Origin of the sequence: Arthrobacter sp. NicSoilB8 (assembly GCF_019977355.1) — a bacterium.
Classification (GTDB): Bacteria; Actinomycetota; Actinomycetes; order Actinomycetales; family Micrococcaceae; genus Arthrobacter.
Map to the genome: position 1 here is coordinate 802,207 of NZ_AP024655.1, position 21,813 is coordinate 824,019.

9 protein-coding genes and 3 rRNA genes are annotated in these 21,813 nt (G+C 63.8%); 8 read left to right on the forward strand and 4 right to left on the reverse strand.

The window, feature by feature from the left end:
• Nucleotides 1-21: 21 nt before the first annotated feature.
• Nucleotides 22-378 carry a barstar family protein gene (locus LDO15_RS03715; protein ID WP_223984145.1) on the forward strand — a complete coding sequence of 119 codons (357 nt, stop codon included), beginning with the start codon at nt 22-24 and terminating at the stop codon, nt 376-378.
• A 111-nt stretch (nt 379-489) separates the two neighbouring features.
• Here the strand turns inward: LDO15_RS03715 and glgP are convergent, their stop codons facing one another.
• The gene (glgP, locus tag LDO15_RS03720) at nt 490-3,108 is read right to left on the reverse strand and encodes an alpha-glucan family phosphorylase (protein WP_223984147.1); all 2,619 of its coding nucleotides are present in this window, start codon (nt 3,106-3,108) and stop codon (nt 490-492) included.
• A gap of 179 nt (nt 3,109-3,287) precedes the next feature.
• On the opposite strand from glgP, the gene LDO15_RS03725 reads away from it, so the two are divergent.
• The 6 genes from LDO15_RS03725 (at nt 3,288) to rrf (ending at nt 16,882) form a co-directional block, all read left to right on the forward strand.
• Nucleotides 3,288-5,333: an alpha-1,4-glucan--maltose-1-phosphate maltosyltransferase gene (locus LDO15_RS03725; protein ID WP_276572940.1), complete on the forward strand. Its 2,046-nt coding sequence runs from the start codon at nt 3,288-3,290 to the stop codon at nt 5,331-5,333.
• A 5-nt stretch (nt 5,334-5,338) separates the two neighbouring features.
• Entirely contained in the window at nt 5,339-7,135 is a 1,797-nt protein-coding gene (gene treS / locus LDO15_RS03730; RefSeq protein ID WP_223984150.1) for a maltose alpha-D-glucosyltransferase, read from the forward strand.
• A 1-nt stretch (nt 7,136) separates the two neighbouring features.
• Nucleotides 7,137-10,862 (forward strand): 1,4-alpha-glucan branching enzyme, encoded by a 3,726-nt coding sequence (locus LDO15_RS03735; RefSeq protein ID WP_223984153.1) that lies wholly within the window; start codon nt 7,137-7,139, stop codon nt 10,860-10,862.
• 457 nt (nt 10,863-11,319) lie between these two features.
• A 16S ribosomal RNA gene (locus LDO15_RS03740) occupies nt 11,320-12,846 on the forward strand.
• A 555-nt stretch (nt 12,847-13,401) separates the two neighbouring features.
• Nucleotides 13,402-16,547, forward strand: a 23S ribosomal RNA gene (locus LDO15_RS03745).
• Nucleotides 16,548-16,765: 218 nt separating this feature from the next.
• Nucleotides 16,766-16,882, forward strand: a 5S ribosomal RNA gene (rrf, locus tag LDO15_RS03750).
• Together the 16S, 23S and 5S rRNA genes form the textbook arrangement of a ribosomal RNA operon.
• Before the next feature lie 134 nt (nt 16,883-17,016).
• Here the strand turns inward: rrf and LDO15_RS03755 are convergent.
• Nucleotides 17,017-17,652 (reverse strand): Shedu anti-phage system protein SduA domain-containing protein, encoded by a 636-nt coding sequence (locus LDO15_RS03755; RefSeq protein ID WP_223984154.1) that lies wholly within the window; start codon nt 17,650-17,652, stop codon nt 17,017-17,019.
• 454 nt (nt 17,653-18,106) lie between these two features.
• On the opposite strand from LDO15_RS03755, the gene LDO15_RS03760 reads away from it, so the two are divergent.
• Nucleotides 18,107-18,622 (forward strand): SRPBCC domain-containing protein, encoded by a 516-nt coding sequence (locus tag LDO15_RS03760; protein WP_223984155.1) that lies wholly within the window; start codon nt 18,107-18,109, stop codon nt 18,620-18,622.
• Here the strand turns inward: LDO15_RS03760 and LDO15_RS03765 are convergent.
• Entirely contained in the window at nt 18,619-19,653 is a 1,035-nt protein-coding gene (locus LDO15_RS03765; RefSeq protein WP_223984156.1) for a LacI family DNA-binding transcriptional regulator, read from the reverse strand. The genes LDO15_RS03760 and LDO15_RS03765 overlap by 4 nt on opposite strands.
• A gap of 2 nt (nt 19,654-19,655) precedes the next feature.
• The gene (locus LDO15_RS03770) at nt 19,656-21,413 is read right to left on the reverse strand and encodes a glycoside hydrolase family 13 protein (RefSeq protein ID WP_223987056.1); all 1,758 of its coding nucleotides are present in this window, start codon (nt 21,411-21,413) and stop codon (nt 19,656-19,658) included.
• Nucleotides 21,414-21,813: the final 400 nt, after the last annotated feature.

The following is a 21,813-nucleotide window of genomic DNA, read 5'->3' on the forward strand; positions in this document are numbered from 1 at the left end:
CCATCCGCGATTAAGGACCCCATGAAGATTTACTCGGCAGACGCCTGGACCATCGAAGAGCTCAAGGAACAGATCGACGACGCCGGCCGCCGCACCTTGGTGATCCCCGCCGCCGACACCAAACAGGCGGTCCTGGACACGTTCAGCGAGGTCCTGGACTTCCCCGAGGACTATGGAGTGGACCTCGATGCCCTGCACGATTCGCTGCACGACGTCGCCGACGCCGTGACGGACGACGGCGAGGCACCCATCACGTTTATCTGGCAGGTTCCTGCCGCCCTCCGCGCGGACCGCTCTTTCGGCGTCATCTGCGAAACCCTGCAGGACGCCGAAGGCTACGCCGGCACCAGCCTGGACGTCATCGCCGTCTGCCTCTAGAACACCTGCAGGCCGCGCCGCCCGGGCGGACGCTACCCCGGGCGCCCGCCGGGCGGCTACCCCCGGGCGCCCGCCGGGCGGCTACCCCCGGGCGCCCGGGGGCTTTGACGATCAGGCGTTGACGATCAGGCCAAGTTCGGCTTTGGACGCCAGCGCCTCGTTCTTGGGCAGCACGCGCACGGTGTAGCCGAAGGACCCGGACCGGTCGATCACCAGCGTGCCGCTGAAGAGGTGCCGGCCCTTGCCGAGGTCCTCGGCGGCTTTGAGCTCCGCGACCGTGATGTCGGTCAGTTCGTCGGTGTCCTCGGCCCGGCCGTAGGCCACCTCAACCGAGACGTCGTCGGGCGAGAGCTCGCGCAGGGCCACGTAGGCGTTGACCTGGAGCAGATCGCCGATCTGCGGGTCCTCGGAGACCCCCACCGAATCGACGTGTTCGACCTGGATCTGCGGCCACGCGGCCCGGATCCGCGAGATCCACGCCGCCAGGGCCCTGGCCTGGGCGTAGTTGTCCGCCACGGCGTGGCGTCCGGCGATCGCTGCGGGGCGGTACAGCACGTTGACGTAGTCCCGGAGCATCCGCTCCGCTGAGACCGCCGGGCCGAGGTGGGACATCGTGTGCTTGATCATGGAGACCCAGTGCGTCGGAACGCTCTGCGGGCCGGACACGGACGGTCCGGCCGCGCCGGCCCCGTCGGAGACAGTCAGCCCGTAGAACCGCGGTGCCACCTGCGTCTCGAGCAGTTCGTAGAGTGCCGCGGCCTCGATGTCGTCGCGTTCTTCCGGCGAGGCGTCGTTGTTGGCGGTCGGGATCGCCCAGCCGTTCTCGCCGTCGTACATCTCGTCCCACCAGCCGTCCATGACCGAGAGGTTCAGCGAACCATTCAGCGCCGCCTTCATGCCGGACGTTCCGCAGGCCTCCAGCGGGCGCAGCGGGTTGTTGAGCCACACATCGCAGCCCGGGAACAGGGTCCGGGCCATCGCGATGTCGTAGTTGGGCAGGAATGCGATCCGGTGCCGCACGGCGGGGTCGTCGGTGAACCGCACCAGGTCCTGGATCATCTTTTTGCCGGCGTCGTCGGCCGGGTGGGACTTCCCCGCGATGACCAGCTGGATGGGGTGCGTCTTGTGCAGCAGGAGTGCCTTGAGCCGTTCAGGGTCCCGCAGCATCAGGGTCAGCCGCTTATAGGTCGGCACGCGCCGGGCAAAGCCGATGGTCAGGATGTCCGGGTCCAGGACGGAGTCCGTCCACGCCAGCTCGGCGTCGGCCGCGCCGCGCTTCTTCCAGGCGGCCCGGAGCCTGCGCCGGACATCCTCCACCAGGGACACCCGCATTTCGCGCCGCAACGCCCACAGGGCCTCGTCGGTGACGTTGTAGGCCAGGTCCCAGCGGCCCTGCGCCTCCGCCTCGGCGCCGAACTCGTCCTTGGCCAGCGCGGAGATCCGGGGATCCACCCAGGTGGGGACGTGCACGCCGTTGGTGACGGAGGTGATGGGCACTTCGGAGTGGTCGAAGCCCGGCCAGAGTGCGGAGAACATCCCGCGGGAGACCACGCCGTGCAGTTTCGCCACACCGTTGGCCCGCTGGGCCAGCCGAAGCCCCATGACAGCCATGTTGAATACGAAGGGGTTGCCGTCGGCGAAGTCCTCGCGGCCCAGATCCAGGATCTTGGCCACGGGGACGTCCGGGGCGAGGCCGGCTTCGAAGAAGTGCTGGATCTGCGAGATTTCGAAGCGGTCGATCCCCGCCGGGACCGGGGTGTGGGTGGTGAACACGGTGGACGCCCGCCCGGCGGCCAGGGCTTCCTCCCAGGTCAGCGGCTCCGGGCCGGACATCAGTTCCTGGATCCGTTCGACGCCCAGGAACCCGGCGTGTCCCTCGTTGGTGTGGAAGACCTCAGGCGCGGGGACCCCCGTGAGCCGCTGGAATTCGCGCAGCGCCTTGACCCCGCCCATGCCCAGCAGGAGTTCCTGCTGCAGCCGGTGGTCGCCGCCGCCACCGTAGAGTCGGTCGGTGATGCCGCGGGCGGCCTCGTCGTTGCCCGGAACGTTGGAGTCAAGCAGCAGCAGCGGGACACGTCCGACGTCGGCCCGCCACACGTGCGCCAGAAGGCGCCGGCCGTGGGGGAGGGGAAGCGAGATCTGGATGGGCTTTCCGTTGCCGTCCGGGGAGGCCTCGCGCAGGAGCGTCAAGGGCAGCCCGTCAGGGTCCAGGACCGGGTAGGTTTCCTGCTGCCAGGCGTCGCGGGAAAGCGACTGCTTGAAGTAGCCGGCCTGGTACAGCAGGCCCACGCCGATCAGCGGCACGCCGAGGTCCGAGGCCGCCTTGAGGTGGTCTCCGGCCAGGATGCCAAGACCGCCGGAGTACTGCGGCAGGACCTCGGTGATGCCGAACTCGGGCGAGAAGTAGGCGATGCAGGACGGGGCGCCGTCGCCAAGGCTCTGATACCAGCGGGGCTGTTCCAGATACCGGTCGAGGTCGTCGGCGGCGGCATGGACACGCCGCACCACGTCCTGGTCCGCCGCGAGGCGCTGGAGCTCTTCCCGGCTGACGAGGCCCAGGAAGGACACCGGGTCGTGGGCGCTCTCCGCCCAGATCCCGGGGTTGAGCCCCTCAAAAAGCTCCCGGGTGGGCCGGTGCCAGGACCACCGAAGATTGGTGGCTAGCCTGGCCAACGGCCGGATGGACTCCGGAAGAACGGTTCGGACAGTAAATCTGCGGATTGCCTTCACCAGCGAAACACTAACGGACAAGTCGTTGCCCCGGAACTGCTTTAAGATTCTTTCCGGTAAATGACGGATATCGGTCCGGCCAGAACCGGAAACCTCTCGGAAAACGTTCGAGGCCTTAGCATTCTGGCCGTTTTGTAGATAACGTCGAGCCTGTGACGAATAACCTGCGAACCAGTGCCGTGTCCAAGCAAAAGCCCAAGGCCCTGATCACGGATGGCCTTCGATTTGGCCGCTTTCCGATCACCGCCGTGGAGCCATCAGTAGAAGGCGGAAAATTCCCCGCCAAAGCCGTCGCGGGCGAAACCATTGTGGTGGGAGCCACCGCGTTCCGGGAAGGCCATGACCAGCTCGGCGTCAGCGCCGTCCTGCTCGACCCCCGCGGCAAAGAGCGCCAACGCGTCCGCCTCGCCCCGCCGCGCGGGCCGCGTGGCATGGGCACGGACCGCTGGGAAGGCCTCCTGACCCTGCCCGCCACCGGCAACTGGTCTTTCGTGATCGAGGCGTGGCATGACCGCTACGGCACCTGGCACCACAACGCCGAGGTCAAAGTGGAGGCCGGCATCGACGTCGACCTCATGCTGGCCGAAGGCGCGGCCCTGCTGGCGGAAGCCTCCGAGGACGCCTCGCGGCCCTCCGCGGACCGCAGAACGCTGCGGATGGCCGTCGTCGTCCTCACCGACACCTCCCGGACACCGGAGGACCGGCTCGCTGCCGGCTTCAGCGCCGAGGTGGCCGCCGTCGTCGAACGCCAGCCCATCCGCGAACATGTGACGGTTTCCGAGCCGTATCCGCTGCTGGTGGAGCGCGCGCTGGCCGGCTGCGGCTCCTGGTACGAATTCTTTCCGCGCTCCGAAGGCGCCGTGCGCAACCATGCGACCGGGGAATGGACGTCAGGCAACTTCCGCACCGCGGCGAAACGCCTTGACGCCGTCGCCGCCATGGGCTTCGACATCATCTACATGCCGCCGATCCACCCGATCGGTATCCAGCACCGCAAGGGGCCGAACAACACCCTGATCGCCGGCCCGCACGATCCCGGCTCGCCGTGGGCCATCGGCTCCGCGGAGGGCGGCCACGACGCCATCCACCCGGATCTGGGCACCTTCGAGGACTTCGACGCCTTCGTGGCGCGGGCCGGTGAGTTGGGGCTCGAGGTGGCCCTTGACCTCGCCCTGCAGGCCGCGCCGGACCACCCCTGGGTCCAAAGCCATCCGGAATGGTTCACCACCCGGGTGGACGGCAGCATCGCCTACGCGGAGAACCCGCCGAAGAAATACCAGGACATTTTCCCGCTGAATTTCGACAATGACCCCGCCGGGTTGTCCAACGAAATTCTACGGATCGTGATGCTCTGGATCAGCCACGGCGTCAAGGTTTTCCGGGTGGACAACCCGCACACCAAACCCGTGTGGTTCTGGGAATGGCTGATCGGCAAGGTGAATAAGAAGCACCCCGACGTCGTCTTCCTCGCCGAGGCGTTCACCCGCCCTGCCATGATGCACGCCCTGGGCCGGGCCGGTTTCCAGCAGTCCTACACGTACTTCACCTGGCGGAACACCAAGAAGGAACTGGAGGAGTACTTCCAGGAGGTCAGCCACGAATCGGCGGCCTACTTCCGGCCGAACTTCTTCGTCAACACCCCGGACATCCTCACCGAATACCTGCAGTTCGGCGGCCCGGCGGCGTTCAAGATCCGTGCCGCCCTGGCCGCGACAGCAAGCCCGATCTGGGGCGTGTACGCCGGCTTTGAGCTCTACGAACACGTGGCGCGTCCCGGCGCCGAGGAGTACATCGACAACGAGAAGTTCGAGTACAAATCCCGCGACTGGGACGCCGCGGCCGAGTCCGGGCGCAGCCTGGCCCCGTATCTGACCCGCCTCAACGAGATCCGCCGCGCGCACCCGGCCCTCGGGGACCTGCAGAACCTGACGCTGCACCAGAGCACGGACAGCTCCACCGTGGTGTTCTCCAAGCACAAGACCCTCCCCGACGGGACGAAGGACACCCTGGTCATCGTCGTCAACGTGGACCCGCACGTCACCAAGGAGAGCACCGTGTCCCTGGACCTGCCGGCGCTGGAACTGGATCCGGAGAACTTCACCCACAACGGCCGCTTCATGGTCGATGACCTGCTGACCGGAGAAAGCTGGGAATGGGGGGAGTACAACTACGTCCGCCTGGACCCGCACGTCGAGCCCGCCCACATTCTTAGCATCCGGAGGTAATGCCCGTGAGTTTCAGCCCGCAGAACCCCAGCCAGCACTTCAGCCCGAGGGGAAGCTTTGAACTGAACGCGCCGGGCCTCCAGCACGATCCGCTCTGGTACCGCAAGGCCGTGTTTTACGAGGTGCTGGTCCGGGGCTTCGCCGACGGCAACGGAGACGGATCGGGCGACTTCCATGGCCTGATCGAGAAACTGGACTACCTGCAGTGGCTTGGCGTGGACTGCCTCTGGCTCCCGCCGTTCTTCCAATCGCCGCTGCGCGACGGCGGCTACGACATCTCGGACTACAACTCCGTGCTGGACGAGTTCGGCACCATCAGCGACTTCAAACGGCTCGTGGCGGAGGCCCATGCCCGGGGCGTCCGGGTCATCATCGACCTTCCGCTGAACCACACCTCGGACCAGCACCCGTGGTTCCAGGAGTCGCGCAAGGATCCTGACGGGCCCTTCGGCGACTTTTACGTCTGGAGCGACACGGACGAGAAATACGAAGACGCCCGCATCATCTTCGTGGACACCGAGGAATCCAACTGGACCTTCGACCCCATCCGCCGTCAGTTCTTCTGGCACCGGTTCTTCAGCCACCAGCCCGACCTGAACTTCGAGAACCCCAAAGTCATTGACGCCCTCTTCGACGTCGTGCGGTTCTGGCTGGACCAGGGCATCGACGGCTTCCGCGCCGACGCCATTCCATACCTCTTCGAGGAAGAGGGCACCAACTGCGAGAACCTGCCCGCAACCCACGAGTTCCTCCGCCAGTTGCGCCGGATGGTCGATGAAAGCTACCCGGGCCGCGTGATCATTGCCGAGGCCAACCAGCCGCCGGCCGAAGTAGTGGAGTATTTCGGTACCGAGGAGGAACCGGAATGCCACATGGCGTTCCACTTCCCCATCATGCCGCGCCTGTACTACGCGCTGCGGGACCAGAAGGCGGCGCCCATCATCGAGACGATGAAGGACACGCCGGACATTCCCGAAGGCGCCCAGTGGGGCACGTTCCTGCGCAACCACGACGAACTGACCCTGGAAATGGTCACCGCCGACGAACGCGCCGCGATGCTCGGCTGGTACGCGCCGGATCCGCGCATGCGCGCCAACATCGGCATCCGGCGCCGGCTGGCTCCGCTGCTGGACAACTCCCGCTCCGAAATCGAGCTCATCAACGCCCTGCTGCTGTCCCTGCCGGGCAGCCCGTTCCTGTATTACGGGGACGAGATCGGCATGGGCGACAACATCTGGCTCGAGGACCGGGACGCCGTCCGCACCCCGATGCAGTGGAATCCGGACCGGAACGCCGGGTTCTCCAGCGCCGACCCCGGAAAGCTCTACCTGCCGGTGATCCAGTCGCTGGTCTACAACTACAGCATGGCGAACGTGGAGGCGGAAGCGGCCCATTCGGGGTCGCTGCTGCGCTGGACCCGGCAGATCCTGAGCGTCCGCAAAAACCACCCCGCCTTCGGGCTCGGCGGATTCCAGCACGTGGAAGCTGACCACGACGTCGTCCTCGCCTACCTGCGCGAACTCCCGGAAGGAAACGCCGCCGGTGAGGACGCAGAGACCATTCTGTGCGCCTTCAACCTCTCGCAGCACCCCGTGGCAACCACCCTGCGGGTGCCGAAATTCGCCAGCCGGGGCCTCCGGGACGTCTTCGGCGGCCAGGCGTTCCCGGCGATCGGCGAGGACGGAACGCTGACGCTGACCCTGGGCAGCCACGATTTCTTCTGGCTCCGGATCCGCTCCGCGGCCTCCAACCCGTCATCCCCGTTCACTCAGGCGATGCCCGTCCTGTCCATCGAAGGCTGAGATGACCCGACCGACCCTAGCCCCGGCCCTGAGCGGACTGCTTGGCGCCTGGCTTCCGCACCAGCGATGGTTCCCCGTCAAGAGCGCGGAGTTCACCTTCGCGCCGGCGGGCAGCCTGCGGCTCGACTCCGGCGACCCGGAAGGTGCCCCCGGCGGCACGGCGTTTGAAGTGCTGCTCCTTGCCGTGTCCTATCCCACCCCCGACGGCAGCCGCACCGACATCGTCCAGGTGCCGCTCAGTTTCCGCCCCGAACCCCTCCCCGGGGCAGACCGTGCGCTGATCGGCGAGCTTCCCGGCACCCTTACCGATGCTGCCCACCGGTGGGTCTACGACGGCGTCCACGACGCCGCGTTCGTCGCCGCCTGGCTGGAGCTCATGCGCCACGGCGGAAGCACGCCGTCGGGGAATGCCACCGGCCACCTGGTGGAGTCCGGCTACCGCCTGCCCTTCGCCACGGGGAAGGTGAACGTGCTTTCCGGCGAACAGTCGAACAGTTCGGTGATCGTCGACGACGACGACGGCAGCACAGCTGCGATCCTGAAGTTCTTCCGGGTGCTGTCGGAGGGCCAGAACCCCGAAGTTGAAATCGGCGCGGCGCTGACGGCCGGGCGCACCGCGGAGGTCCCGGCGACCCTTGGCTGGGTGACCGGCGAATGGGAGACGCCGGCGGCCGCGCCCGGCGTGGAGCCTTCCGCCGCCGTCCGTCCCGCCCGCGGCGAACTCGCGGTCGCTCACGAATTCCTCTCCGGCGGACTCGACGCCTGGCGGCTCGCCGTGGACGCGGCCAGCCGGGGGATCGGGTTCACCGCCGAAGCCCATGCGCTGGGCGCCGCGACGGCCACCGTGCACCGGCGGCTCGCCGAGGCACTGGGCACAGCCGCCGAATCCGCGCCGGGCCAGGACATCGCCCCCGGAGTAGCCCAGCGCGTGCGCCAGTCCTGGGCCCAGGCGGGCAACGCCGTCGGGCCCTATGAAGACCAGCTGGACCGTCTCCTCGGACGGCTCGAAGGCACCGGCGCCGGGCAGCTCCAGCGCATCCACGGCGACCTCCACCTCGGGCAGATCCTGAAGGTTCCGGACCATGCCGTTCCGGGGGAGGCCGGCGCTGCGCCGCGCTGGGCCATCCTGGATTTCGAGGGCGAGCCGCTGCGGCCCATCTCCGAACGCAACTTCCCCGACGTGCCGCTCCGCGACGTCGTGGGTATGCTGCGGTCCTTTGACTACGCCGCCGGCGCGGCTGTCCGCGAAAATCCCGGCGCTGTGGTTCCGGGGACATGGGTGGACGACTGCGCCGAGGCCTTCCTGGCCGGCTATGCAGGCGTAATCCCCGGCAGCATCGACCGCGACTCGCCGCTCTTTGTGGCGCTGTGGCTCGACAAAGCCCTCTATGAAGTCATCTACGAACTAAGGAACAGACCGGACTGGCTCTCCATTCCGGTAAATGCATCGCGTCGTCTCCTCGGCAGTACAGGTTCCGGCGTTGCCGCCGAAACCGCAGCGGAAGGTATAAAAATGACAGGATCAGCAAGTATCGATCGGCCCGGCGCACCATTGCCCGTGGACGGTGACACCCTCGCAAGGGTCGGGACAGGCGAACACCACGCGCCCCACTCGGTCCTCGGGGCCCACCTTGATGACCACGGCCACGTCACGATCCGGACCGTGAAGCACCTGGCGGAATCGGTCTCTGTCGTCACGTCGGCGGGTACGGTGCCCATGACGCACGAATCGGGCGGCGTGTGGGTGGCCGTGATGGAACCGATCGAGCGCGGCCACGTGCCGGACTACCGTCTCGAAGTGACCTACAAGGACCACGAGCCGCAGGTCATGGACGATCCCTACCGCTACCTGCCGACCATCGGCGAAATCGACCTGCACCTGATCGGCGAGGGCCGGCACGAGCGCCTGTGGGACGCCCTCGGCGCGCATGTCCAGCACTACAAGTCCTCACTGGGCGACGTCGACGGCGTGTCCTTCGCCGTCTGGGCACCGAACGCCCAGGCCGTCCGCGTCAAGGGTGACTTCAACGGCTGGGACGGCCGGGAACACTCCATGCGCTCCCTGGGTTCCACCGGCGTGTGGGAACTGTTCATCCCTGGCGTTGTAGCAGGGGCGTGCTACAAGTTTGAACTCAGGACCCGGCACGGATACTGGGTGGAGAAGGCGGACCCGCTGGCCTTCGGGACCGAGATCCCGCCGCTGACGGCTTCGCGGGTGGTGGAACCTTCCTACGTCTTCAAGGATGCCGAGTGGATGCAGGCACGTGCCGGCCGCGATCCCCACAACTCGCCCATGAGCGTCTATGAGGTCCACCTCGGATCGTGGCGGATGGGGCTGGGCTACCGCGAACTGGCCAAAGAACTCGTGGAGTACGTCAAAGGGCTCGGCTTCACCCACGTCGAATTCATGCCCGTGGCAGAGCACCCCTTCGGCGGCTCGTGGGGCTATCAGGTCACGTCCTACTTCGCGCCGACCTCCCGCTTTGGGCACCCGGACGAATTCCGGCACCTCGTCGATGAACTCCACCAGGCCGGCATCGGTGTCCTCCTGGACTGGGTCCCGGCGCACTTCCCCAAGGACGAATGGGCCCTGGCCCGGTTCGACGGCGAAGCGCTTTACGAGCACGCCGACCCGAACCTGGGCGAACACCCGGACTGGGGAACGCTGATCTTCGATTTCGGCCGCACGGAGGTGCGCAACTTCCTCGTGGCCAACGCGCTGTACTGGCTCGAGGAGTTCCACATCGACGGGCTGCGCGTGGATGCCGTCGCCTCCATGCTGTACCTGGACTACTCGCGCGAAGAGGGCCAATGGCAGCCGAACCGCTACGGCGGCCGCGAAAACCTTGAGGCGATCTCCTTCCTCCAGGAAGTCAACGCCACGGTGTACAAGACCCACCCGGGCGCCGTCATGATCGCCGAGGAATCCACCGCATTCCCCGGCGTCACCGCGCCCACGAGCGGCGGCGGCCTGGGCTTCGGCCTCAAATGGAACATGGGCTGGATGCACGACTCGCTCAAATACATGGCCGAGGACCCGTACAACCGCAGGTGGCACCACGGCACCATCACCTTCTCGATGGTCTACGCCTTCTCGGAAAACTTCCTCCTGCCGATCAGCCATGACGAAGTGGTGCACGGCAAGGGCTCCATGCTGCGCAAGATGCCCGGGGACCGGTGGCAGCAGCTGGCCAACCTCCGCGCGTTCCTGGGATATCAGTGGGCGCACCCGGGCAAGCAGCTGATCTTCATGGGCACCGAATTCGGCCAGGAAGCGGAGTGGTCCGAGCAGTACGGCCTGGACTGGTGGCTCGCAGACATCCCGGCGCACAACGGCATTCAGCTCCTGACCAGGGACCTCAACGAGCTGTACCGCTCCACCCCGGCCATGTACGAACGGGATAACCAGCCCGAAGGTTTCCAGTGGATCAACGGGGGAGACTCTGACCGCAACGTGCTGACGTTCATCCGCCGTGACGCGGACGGCAACCCGCTGGTCTGCGCGGTGAACTTCTCCGGCGGCCCCCACACGGACTACCTTCTCGGCGTTCCCGCCGCCGGTGAATGGCAGGAAGTGCTCAATACCGACGCCGCCACCTACGGAGGCTCCGGTGTGGAGAACACAGGAACCCTGACAGCGACGGCGGACGGTATTGACGGGCAGCCGGCCACGCTGACCGTCACGCTGCCGCCGCTCGGGGCGGCATACTTCAAGCCGCTGAGCTAGGCGACCGCCGGATCTGAGGCGCCCGTGAGAAGCCCGGAATCCCCGTGATTCCGGGCTTTTCTGCACCCTCCCCGGGGTGGCTTTGTCAGCGGGCCCAAGTGGTGGTAGAGTTTATTTCCGCGCTGCTCCCCGGAGTTGAACGGCCACCAAGACCCAGAAGCCTATGGCAAAACTGAGTACGGATCGCCGATTTGACTAGGGTGAAGCAAGCGGGTAAGTTTGAAAAGTTGCTCCGGAGCGATCCTTGACCGTGTGGTTGTGGTGGTGCCGGGTGTGTCTGTTGTTTGAGAACTCAATAGTGTGCCAAGTTTGTTGATACCAATTTATTGTATTGAATTGGTTGAATGTGCCAGGTTGCGCCACCCCGTGGTGTGGTCTGGTGTTTTTGGCTGGTTTCAAATTTTGTGCATTGTGTGTTTCCCGTTTTCCCGGGGGCGCATGGTGTGTCTGTTTTTCTTCAACGGAGAGTTTGATCCTGGCTCAGGATGAACGCTGGCGGCGTGCTTAACACATGCAAGTCGAACGATGATCCGGTGCTTGCACCGGGGATTAGTGGCGAACGGGTGAGTAACACGTGAGTAACCTGCCCTTAACTCTGGGATAAGCCTGGGAAACTGGGTCTAATACCGGATATGACTCCTCATCGCATGGTGGGGGGTGGAAAGCTTTATTGTGGTTTTGGATGGACTCGCGGCCTATCAGCTTGTTGGTGAGGTAATGGCTCACCAAGGCGACGACGGGTAGCCGGCCTGAGAGGGTGACCGGCCACACTGGGACTGAGACACGGCCCAGACTCCTACGGGAGGCAGCAGTGGGGAATATTGCACAATGGGCGCAAGCCTGATGCAGCGACGCCGCGTGAGGGATGACGGCCTTCGGGTTGTAAACCTCTTTCAGTAGGGAAGAAGCGAAAGTGACGGTACCTGCAGAAGAAGCGCCGGCTAACTACGTGCCAGCAGCCGCGGTAATACGTAGGGCGCAAGCGTTATCCGGAATTATTGGGCGTAAAGAGCTCGTAGGCGGTTTGTCGCGTCTGCCGTGAAAGTCCGGGGCTCAACTCCGGATCTGCGGTGGGTACGGGCAGACTAGAGTGATGTAGGGGAGACTGGAATTCCTGGTGTAGCGGTGAAATGCGCAGATATCAGGAGGAACACCGATGGCGAAGGCAGGTCTCTGGGCATTAACTGACGCTGAGGAGCGAAAGCATGGGGAGCGAACAGGATTAGATACCCTGGTAGTCCATGCCGTAAACGTTGGGCACTAGGTGTGGGGGACATTCCACGTTTTCCGCGCCGTAGCTAACGCATTAAGTGCCCCGCCTGGGGAGTACGGCCGCAAGGCTAAAACTCAAAGGAATTGACGGGGGCCCGCACAAGCGGCGGAGCATGCGGATTAATTCGATGCAACGCGAAGAACCTTACCAAGGCTTGACATGGGCCGGACCGGGCTGGAAACAGTCCTTCCCCTTTGGGGCCGGTTCACAGGTGGTGCATGGTTGTCGTCAGCTCGTGTCGTGAGATGTTGGGTTAAGTCCCGCAACGAGCGCAACCCTCGTTCCATGTTGCCAGCGCGTAATGGCGGGGACTCATGGGAGACTGCCGGGGTCAACTCGGAGGAAGGTGGGGACGACGTCAAATCATCATGCCCCTTATGTCTTGGGCTTCACGCATGCTACAATGGCCGGTACAAAGGGTTGCGATACTGTGAGGTGGAGCTAATCCCAAAAAGCCGGTCTCAGTTCGGATTGGGGTCTGCAACTCGACCCCATGAAGTCGGAGTCGCTAGTAATCGCAGATCAGCAACGCTGCGGTGAATACGTTCCCGGGCCTTGTACACACCGCCCGTCAAGTCACGAAAGTTGGTAACACCCGAAGCCGGTGGCCTAACCCCTTGTGGGAGGGAGCTGTCGAAGGTGGGACTGGCGATTGGGACTAAGTCGTAACAAGGTAGCCGTACCGGAAGGTGCGGCTGGATCACCTCCTTTCTAAGGAGCGCCTACAGTCACCTTGCCCCGTGTATGCGGGTGTGGAGGGGTTGTCAGGAGTACGCCCGTTGCGCAGACGCTAGTTCTGCGGCGGGTGCTCACGGGTGGAATATCAGCAAATAGCGGCCGCCGGTTCTTCGCCGGCACCCAGTACGGACACTCACCCCTCGGGGCGGGAGGTCCTGGAACGGTGCGGGTGGGTGATCAGCGGTTTAGTGTTTGGCACACTGTTGGGTCCTGAGGCAACAGGACCACGGCCTGCGGGCCGCGTGGTTCCCCTTTTTTGTGGGGGGTGCGCGGGCTTGCGGGGTGTGGGGCTGGTTTGTTTCTGGTTTCCTGGCTGCACCGAGCATGCATGGTGGTTCTTCCTTTGGTGGGAGGGTCGGTGTGTGGGGTGTGTGGTACGGGGTTGTTGTTTGAGAACTACATAGTGGACGCGAGCATCTTTTATAAGAAGCAATTTCCAAGAATATGAACCTGGATCTGTCCTTGCATCCTTTGGGGTGTGGGGGTGGTTTCTGTGGTTCTCTCGAAAATTACTCCTTGATCTTTTGTGGTCAAGTTTTTAAGAGCACACGGTGGATGCCTTGGCATTAGGAGCCGAAGAAGGACGTAGGAATCTGCGATAAGCCTGGGGGAGTCGATAACCGGACTGTGATCCCAGGGTGTCCGAATGGGGAAACCCCGCCAGGGGCGCGAGCTGCCTGGTGACCCGCATCTGAACACATAGGGTGCGTGGAGGGAACGCGGGGAAGTGAAACATCTCAGTACCCGCAGGAAGAGAAAACAATAGTGATTCCGTTAGTAGTGGCGAGCGAACGCGGATCAGGCTAAACCGTTCCATGTGTGATAGCCGGCGGGCGTTGCATGGTCGGGGTTGTGGGACTGTCCGTTCCAGCTCTGCCGGGCTGGTGAGGTGAGAGTGCAGGCATAGGTGAACGGTCTTGAAAGGCCGGCCGTAGAGGGTGTGAGCCCCGTAACCGAAATGTTGTGCACCGCCTGGAGAGTATCCCAAGTAGCACGGGGCCCGAGAAATCCCGTGCGAATCTGTCAGGACCACCTGATAAGCCTAAATACTCCCTAATGACCGATAGCGGACCAGTACCGTGAGGGAAAGGTGAAAAGTACCCCGGGAGGGGAGTGAAACAGTACCTGAAACCGTGTGCTTACAATCCGTCGGAGCCATCGCAGCTTGCTGTGTTGTGGTGACGGCGTGCCTTTTGAAGAATGAGCCTGCGAGTTAGTGTTACGTCGCGAGGTTAACCCGTGTGGGGAAGCCGTAGCGAAAGCGAGTCTGAATAGGGCGTTGCAGTGGCGTGATCTAGACCCGAAGCGAAGTGATCTACCCATGGCCAGGTTGAAGCGACGGTAAGACGTCGTGGAGGACCGAACCCACTTCAGTTGAAAATGGAGGGGATGAGCTGTGGGTAGGGGTGAAAGGCCAATCAAACTTCGTGATAGCTGGTTCTCCCCGAAATGCATTTAGGTGCAGCGTTGCGTGTTTCTTACCGGAGGTAGAGCTACTGGATGGCTAATGGGCCCTACAAGGTTACTGACGTCAGCCAAACTCCGAATGCCGGTAAGTGAGAGCGCAGCAGTGAGACTGTGGGGGATAAGCTTCATAGTCGAGAGGGAAACAGCCCAGACCACCAACTAAGGCCCCTAAGCGTGTGCTAAGTGGGAAAGGATGTGGAGTTGCGAAGACAACCAGGAGGTTGGCTTAGAAGCAGCCATCCTTAAAAGAGTGCGTAATAGCTCACTGGTCAAGTGATTCCGCGCCGACAATGTAGCGGGGCTCAAGTACACCGCCGAAGTTGTGGATTTCAGATAGTAGCCAAGCCGCTCCCTTGTGGGGTTGGTTCAGGCGTCTGGAGTGGTAGGGGAGCGTCGTGTGGGCGGTGAAGTCGCGGTGTAAACCAGCGGTGGAGCCTACACGAGTGAGAATGCAGGCATGAGTAGCGAAAGACGGGTGAGAAACCCGTCCGCCGAATGATCAAGGGTTCCAGGGTCAAGCTAATCTGCCCTGGGTAAGTCGGGACCTAAGGCGAGGCCGACAGGCGTAGTCGATGGACAACGGGTTGATATTCCCGTACCGGCGAAAAACCGCCCATGCTGAACAGGGGATACTAACCGCCCGAAACCTGCCTGACCGTCCTTCGGGACGGAAGGGTTTTGGTGGAGCGCGGGACCTGATCCTGGGAGGCAAGCGTATTAACAGGTGTGACGCAGGAAGGTAGCCGAGCCGGGCGATGGTTGTCCCGGTCTAAGGATGTAGGGCGAACGGTAGGCAAATCCGCCGTTCATGATGCCTGAGATCTGACGGGACCCCCGTAGGGGGGGATTCGGTGATCCTATGCTGCCGAGAAAAGCATCGACGCGAGGTTTTAGCCGCCCGTACCCCAAACCGACACAGGTGATCAGGTAGAGAATACTAAGGCGATCGAGAGAATTATGGTTAAGGAACTCGGCAAAATGCCCCCGTAACTTCGGGAGAAGGGGGGCCCCAACCTTGAACACCACTTGCTGGTGGGAGGGGATCGGGGCCGCAGAGACCAGGGGGAAGCGACTGTTTACTAAAAACACAGGTCCGTGCGAAGTCGCAAGACGATGTATACGGACTGACTCCTGCCCGGTGCTGGAAGGTTAAGAGGACCGGTTAGCCGCAAGGCGAAGCTGAGAATTTAAGCCCCAGTAAACGGCGGTGGTAACTATAACCATCCTAAGGTAGCGAAATTCCTTGTCGGGTAAGTTCCGACCTGCACGAATGGAGTAACGACTTCCCCGCTGTCTCAACCATAAACTCGGCGAAATTGCAGTACGAGTAAAGATGCTCGTTACGCGCAGCAGGACGGAAAGACCCCGAGACCTTTACTATAGTTTGGTATTGGTGTTCGGAGTGGCTTGTGTAGGATAGGTGGGAGACGTTGAAGCCCGGACGCCAGTTCGGGTGGAGTCATCGTTGAAATACCACTCTGGTCACTTTGGACATCTAACTTCGGCCCGTAATCCGGGTCAGGGACAGTGCCTGATGGGTAGTTTAACTGGGGCGGTTGCCTCCTAAAAAGTAACGGAGGCGCCCAAAGGTTCCCTCAGCCTGGTTGGCAATCAGGTGTCGAGTGTAAGTGCACAAGGGAGCTTGACTGTGAGAGAGACATCTCGAGCAGGGACGAAAGTCGGGACTAGTGATCCGGCGGTACATTGTGGAATGGCCGTCGCTCAACGGATAAAAGGTACCTCGGGGATAACAGGCTGATCTTGCCCAAGAGTCCATATCGACGGCATGGTTTGGCACCTCGATGTCGGCTCGTCGCATCCTGGGGCTGGAGTAGGTCCCAAGGGTTGGGCTGTTCGCCCATTAAAGCGGTACGCGAGCTGGGTTTAGAACGTCGTGAGACAGTTCGGTCCCTATCCGCTGCGCGCGCAGGAAATTTGAGAAGGGCTGTCCTTAGTACGAGAGGACCGGGACGGACGAACCTCTGGTGTGTCAGTTGTACTGCCAAGTGCACCGCTGATTAGCTACGTTCGGATGGGATAACCGCTGAAAGCATCTAAGCGGGAAGCTCGCTTCGAGATGAGATTTCCATACACCTTGTGTGTGAGAGGCCCCCAGCCAGACCACTGGGTTGATAGGCCGGATGTGGAAGCGAGGACTAACGACTCGTGAAGCTGACCGGTACTAATAGGCCGATAACTTACACCACACACCCCTCCCGCGAACCCGTTTCAAAAGGGGTTCGCACCACGGGAGAGGGTACAAAGAAACAAGACTGCTTGCGTCCACTATGTGGTTCCCAACCAACAAACCCGTTGCTTGAGAACCAACAACTAAATAACACCACAACTGCACAACATGCAGCGTGTTGTAACCACAAGATTTCCCCGCCACACCCCCACAGGGTCGAAGCGGCGGAGCAAGGGTTACGGCGGTCATAGCGTGGGGGAAACGCCCGGTCCCATTCCGAACCCGGAAGCTAAGACCCACAGCGCCGATGGTACTGCACCCGGGAGGGTGTGGGAGAGTAGGTCACCGCCGGAACATCATTAAGGTCGAGGACCCCCAACCACGTTGGGGGTCCTCCCGCATTTAAAACCCCTTCTTAAACCCCCAACCTGTCATGCCCCCGGCCCCCGACGGGTGCCCGCCACACTCAGGTCCGGGCCGCCCGAAACTCACCCGCGGCTCACTCTCCCGAGGCACCACGAACGGCCGCTTTCCTGGAGCATTGTCTGCAGCGCGAGAAGCCGTTCCAGCACCTCATCGAACGTGATGACCTCGATGCCATAGAGTCCGTTGCGATAGCGCACAAAGGAATCTACTCGGAGTTGGTCCATGGCGCTGAAGGTTCCTGCTATTACGGCTCCCGTAATTACCTTTGTATCGAGCGGGGCGGCGCCGGGAGTGCGGCGGACGATTTGCTCAAAGTCGGTGCGGGCCGATTCCATCTGTGCTTGGAGTTGTGCGATGGCCCCGGATAGCTCTTTGTCGGGAGGGTAGACCTCTGCGCTGGATGCTCCGCGGTACTTGTTTTTGGCGACAAGCGCCGTCGATGGCGTTTTGATCTCAACGAGGACCATGCTGCGGGTCAAGGTATTGAACAACACAAAGTCAGCGATTTGGCTGCCAGCGCCCTTCATGTCCGGTGATCGTACGTGCACCTGCTCCCCGTAGAAGGCCACGGGGGCAGCGAAAATCTGCTTCAAGGCGAAGGTGTTTGCTGTGAAGAATTGCTGCCAGGCGCCCTCATTCTTGGCGCCATTTCCCGTCAAGTTATTACTGAAATTCTCGATGAGAACATCCAGCGTCACCAGCTGTAGGTTCTCGCGTAGCGTGCCAAAGGCCTGAGGTTGTTCCGTCGCTAACCGTCTCGACTCTGCATGCACCCGTGCCACAAGCGTAGACCGGTCACTAGCATCGAGAGGAGTGCCGTCCTCGATGGCACGGGACCTGGCCCGGGTCCGGCCCCGCTTGCCGCGCCTTGTAAGATGAAGCGCCGTAACCACGGCCCATGCCGGAGCCCCGGCCCGGCACTCTCTCACCCTCTCGCGTCTCCGCCGAACATCCGCCCGAGTTGGACTTGCTGTTCATCACTGCGATCCCCCCGATCAGTCAGCTGTCCCCAATGGCGGAACGGTACTGGGGGGAGCGTTACTACTGCGTTACGGGATCCATCTGCTCTCCCTCGCCAACTGGCCGTGACTGAGGCCCGGCAGAACCCTTCCCAGAAAGCGCTAGCCGCCCGCGCAGGTAAAGTTGTTGCCCATGGATAACCTCTTCAGCCATGCCCCGTCCGGAGCTCCGGAACCCGACGCAGCGGACGAACTTGATCCCGTCGTCATTAGCGTCGTCGTCCCCGGCCCCGTGGCGCGGGCGTTCATGGGCTTCACCGAACACACGCACCTCTGGTGGCCGCTCGAGGACCACAGCGTCTATGGGGCCGGCTCCTATGTGGAGTTCGAGGAGAGCCTGATCCTGGAGACCGCTGATGACGGCAGGACCGCCGTCTGGGGATCGATTGACGACTGGCAGCCGCCGCTGTCATTCCACGCCAGCTGGCACCCTGGAACCACCGCCATGTGGTCCACGGAACTGCGGGTGGCGTTCAAGGCGGTTGGCGACGGCACAGAGCTCCGGCTGGTGCACAGTGGCTGGGAAGGCGCCGAAGACCCCGCTGCGACACGAGACGACTACTCGGCCGGCTGGCCTGTCGTCCTGGACCGTTTCGTTCGGTTCATGGGCGGCGCCGGTGCGGGCGGCCCGGCGAAGCCGGAAGCTTAATCCCGCAGGGAGCCCTGGTCGACGGGCGGAACGGCGGTGCTGGAGCGGATCACGAAGCGGGTGGGGTATTCGGTGTCCGCGGCCGCAAAGTCCGTGCCGCCGTCGAGCCCTGCCAAGAGGCGCCGGACCGCCAGCGCGCCCTGGCCGCGCGCGTCCTGGTCGATCGTGGTCAACCCAAAGACCTCGCCCAGCTCATGACCATCTATGCCGATCACGGAGAGGTCGTGCGGCACCCGCAGGCCGAAATCCCGGGCTGCGAGGATGGTGCCGATCGCCATCTCGTCGGAGGCGGCAAAGACGGCCGTGGGGCGTTCCGGCGAGCTGCCGAGCAGCTGCCGGGCGCTGGCGTACGCACCCTGAATGGTGAAATCGGCGGAGACCTGCCATTCGGGCCGGACGGCCAGACACGCATCGCGCATGGCTTTCTTGAACCCCGCCTGACGGGTCCCGGGCAGGCGGAAATCCTGCTCATAGGCGGCGTCGCCGGTCATGTGGGCGATCCTGCTGTGGCCGAGCTGGATCAGGTGCCGGGCCGCGGCCTCGGCGATGCCGGAGTCATTGATGCGGATGGTCGACGCCCCGGGCAGCGGGCCGCCGATCCCCACGATCGGGCGGTGGATAGCCAGCAGCTGATCGATCTCGGACTCGGAGAGCTCCAGGGACACCGCGATCACGGCGTCCACGCGTTTGCGGAGCAGGAAGTCGTTCAGCACACTGTGCCTGCGCTCCTGCCCCTCGCTGACGTTGTACAGCGTCAGGTCGTAGCCGGCGTCCAGCAGGGTCGCCGAGACGCCCTCGACCACCGAGGAAAAGAACCAGCGATGGACCGAAGGAACCACGACGCCGACATTGTGGTTACGCCCGGAGGCCAGGCTGGAGGCATGGTAGGACAGGACGAAGCCGAGTTCGGCTGCGGCTGCCCGGGCCCGTTCCCGGCTGCGCGGGGAGACGTTGCCTTTGCCGCTCAAGGCGCGCGAAACGGTAGCGATGGAGAGGCCGGCCCGTTCCGCGACGTCCTTGATGCCGGGCATTCCTACCCCTCCGTGTCCTCGATGTAGATTTCCAGCCAAACAGTTTCACCTGAGCTTAACTGATCTCCGGTGCTGGACCCGTCCCCGGCAGCGTAACCTGCCTGCGCGGCTGTCGAGCTGCGCAGGAGCACCCGGCCGGCCGGCATCTGGAGGGGTTCGGATCCCGTGTTCAGCAGCACCAGCGTGGTGCCGTTGAGGAAGGCAAGGCTCGTGTCCGTGCACAGGTCCTCATACCAGGACAGCGATCCGCGGCCAAGTTCCAGCCCGCGGCGCAGGTCCAGCATGCGCTTGTAGAGGCTCAGGTGCGACGACGGCGAGGCAGCCTGCACGTCCCGCGCCAGCCCGGCGAAGCTTTCCGGCTGCGGCAGCCAGGGGTCCTGCCCGTGGCCGAATCCTGCGTGGAGTTCGCCGGCCCGCCAGGGCAGCGGGACGCGGCAGCCGTCGCGGCCCAGCCGCTCGCCGCCGGTGCGGGCGAAGGTGGGATCCTGGCGCCGGGTGTCCGGGATGTCGATCCCGTCCGGGAGGCCCAGCTCTTCGCCCTGGTAGAGGTAAGCCCCGCCGGGCAGCCCCAGCATGAACATGGACGCCGCGGCCGCGCGGGACCGGCCGAGGTCCTCGTCCGGCTGCGGGTCCGCGGTGCCGATTCCGTCACCGTCGCGCGGCGCCCGGCCGTTGTACCCGAAGCGGGTGGCGTGGCGGACGACGTCATGGTTGGACAGCACCCAGGTGGTGGGGGCGGCGACGGCGTCCAACGCCGTCAGCGACTCAGTGATGACGTTACGCATGCGGTGCACGTCAAGGCCCGTGTGGAGGTAGGGGAAGTTGAAGGCCTGGTGCATTTCGTCGGGACGGACCCAGTCGGCCAGCCGGGGGAGCGGGTCCACATTGGCCTCGGCACAGAGGATCCGGTCCGGGCCGTACTCTGCGAGGATCCGCCGCCACTGCCGGTAGATCTCATGCAGGGCAGGCTGGCCGAACATCGGAGCGTCGTGGCCGGGGAAGCCGTCGCAGCTGTTGCCGTCGGCGCGGCCGCCCCACTCCGGCAGCCCGGGAGCCTTCACGAGGGCATGCGCCACGTCCACCCGGAAGCCGGAGACCCCGCGGTCCAGCCAGAAGCGCAGGACCCGCTCGAATTCGTCGTGGACAGCGCGGTTGTCCCAGTTGAAGTCTGGCTGGGAGGAGTCGAAGAGGTGCAGGTACCACTGGCCCGGGGCACCGTCCGGTTCGGTGATCCGGGTCCATGCCGGGCCGCCGAAGTGGGACTGCCAGTTATTTGGCGGTTCTTCGCCGAGCAGGCCGCGGCCGTCGCGGAAGATGAACATATCCCGCTCCGGGCTGCCGGCGGGGGCGGCCAGGGCGGCCTGGAAGGTCAGGTGCTGATCCGAGCAATGGTTGGGCACGAGGTCCACGATCATCCGCAAACCCAGCCGGGTGGCCTCGGCCATCATGGCGTCGAAATCGCCCAGCGTGCCGAACAGGGGGTCGACGTCGCAGTAGTCACTGACGTCGTACCCGGCGTCGCGCTGCGGCGACCGGTAGAACGGGGAAAGCCAGACGGCGTCGATGTCGAGTTCGGCAAGCCGCGGCAGCTCGGCGGTGATTCCTGCAAGATCGCCGATGCCGTCACCGTTCAGGTCCCGGAAGGAGCGCGGATAGACCTGGTAGATGACGGCGGAGCGCCACCAACCGGGAATGTGATCTGCGGCGTGCACCGGGGTCAGCGGGCCCGTCAGGGCACCGGCCTGGATGTCGGCCTGCATGTCGGCCTCTGCGGCGGGGAAGAAGAGAACTGAATCAACGGACATGAGGGTAATCGTAAGTCCCGGATACGTAAAATGAAAGCGCTTCCAGTCAAAAAGGACACAGCGGGTTCGGCCAGCGACTGGACGATCCCTTTCCCCAACTAGCTCGCAGCAGGGGCCGTTTTGAGGGCTCAAAACGGCCCCTGCTGCGAGTCAGTTGGGAAGCGGGGCGGGGCCGCAACCCGTCGCTGCCACCAGGGGGCCGCCCGCTACCGGCCGGTAGGCTGACTTTTCAAAGCGGCCCTTAGCGTGTACTTTGGAAGCGCTTGCAGCTGTGAGCCACATCACCGACGATGCCACGGGGCTCTGGAACGGACTTCCAGGGCCTTATGCGTGGATGCAGGATTTTATGAAAGGG

Coding starts and splice junctions, on each gene's coding strand:
- LDO15_RS03715 (WP_223984145.1), top strand. CDS start 22: ATGAAGATTTACTCGGCAGACGCCTGGACCATCGAAGAGCTCAAGGAA.
- LDO15_RS03735 (WP_223984153.1), top strand. CDS start 7,137: ATGACCCGACCGACCCTAGCCCCGGCCCTGAGCGGACTGCTTGGCGCC.
- LDO15_RS03760 (WP_223984155.1), top strand. CDS start 18,107: ATGGATAACCTCTTCAGCCATGCCCCGTCCGGAGCTCCGGAACCCGAC.
- LDO15_RS03765 (WP_223984156.1), bottom strand. CDS start 19,653: ATGCCCGGCATCAAGGACGTCGCGGAACGGGCCGGCCTCTCCATCGCT.
- LDO15_RS03770 (WP_223987056.1), bottom strand. CDS start 21,413: ATGCAGGCCGACATCCAGGCCGGTGCCCTGACGGGCCCGCTGACCCCG.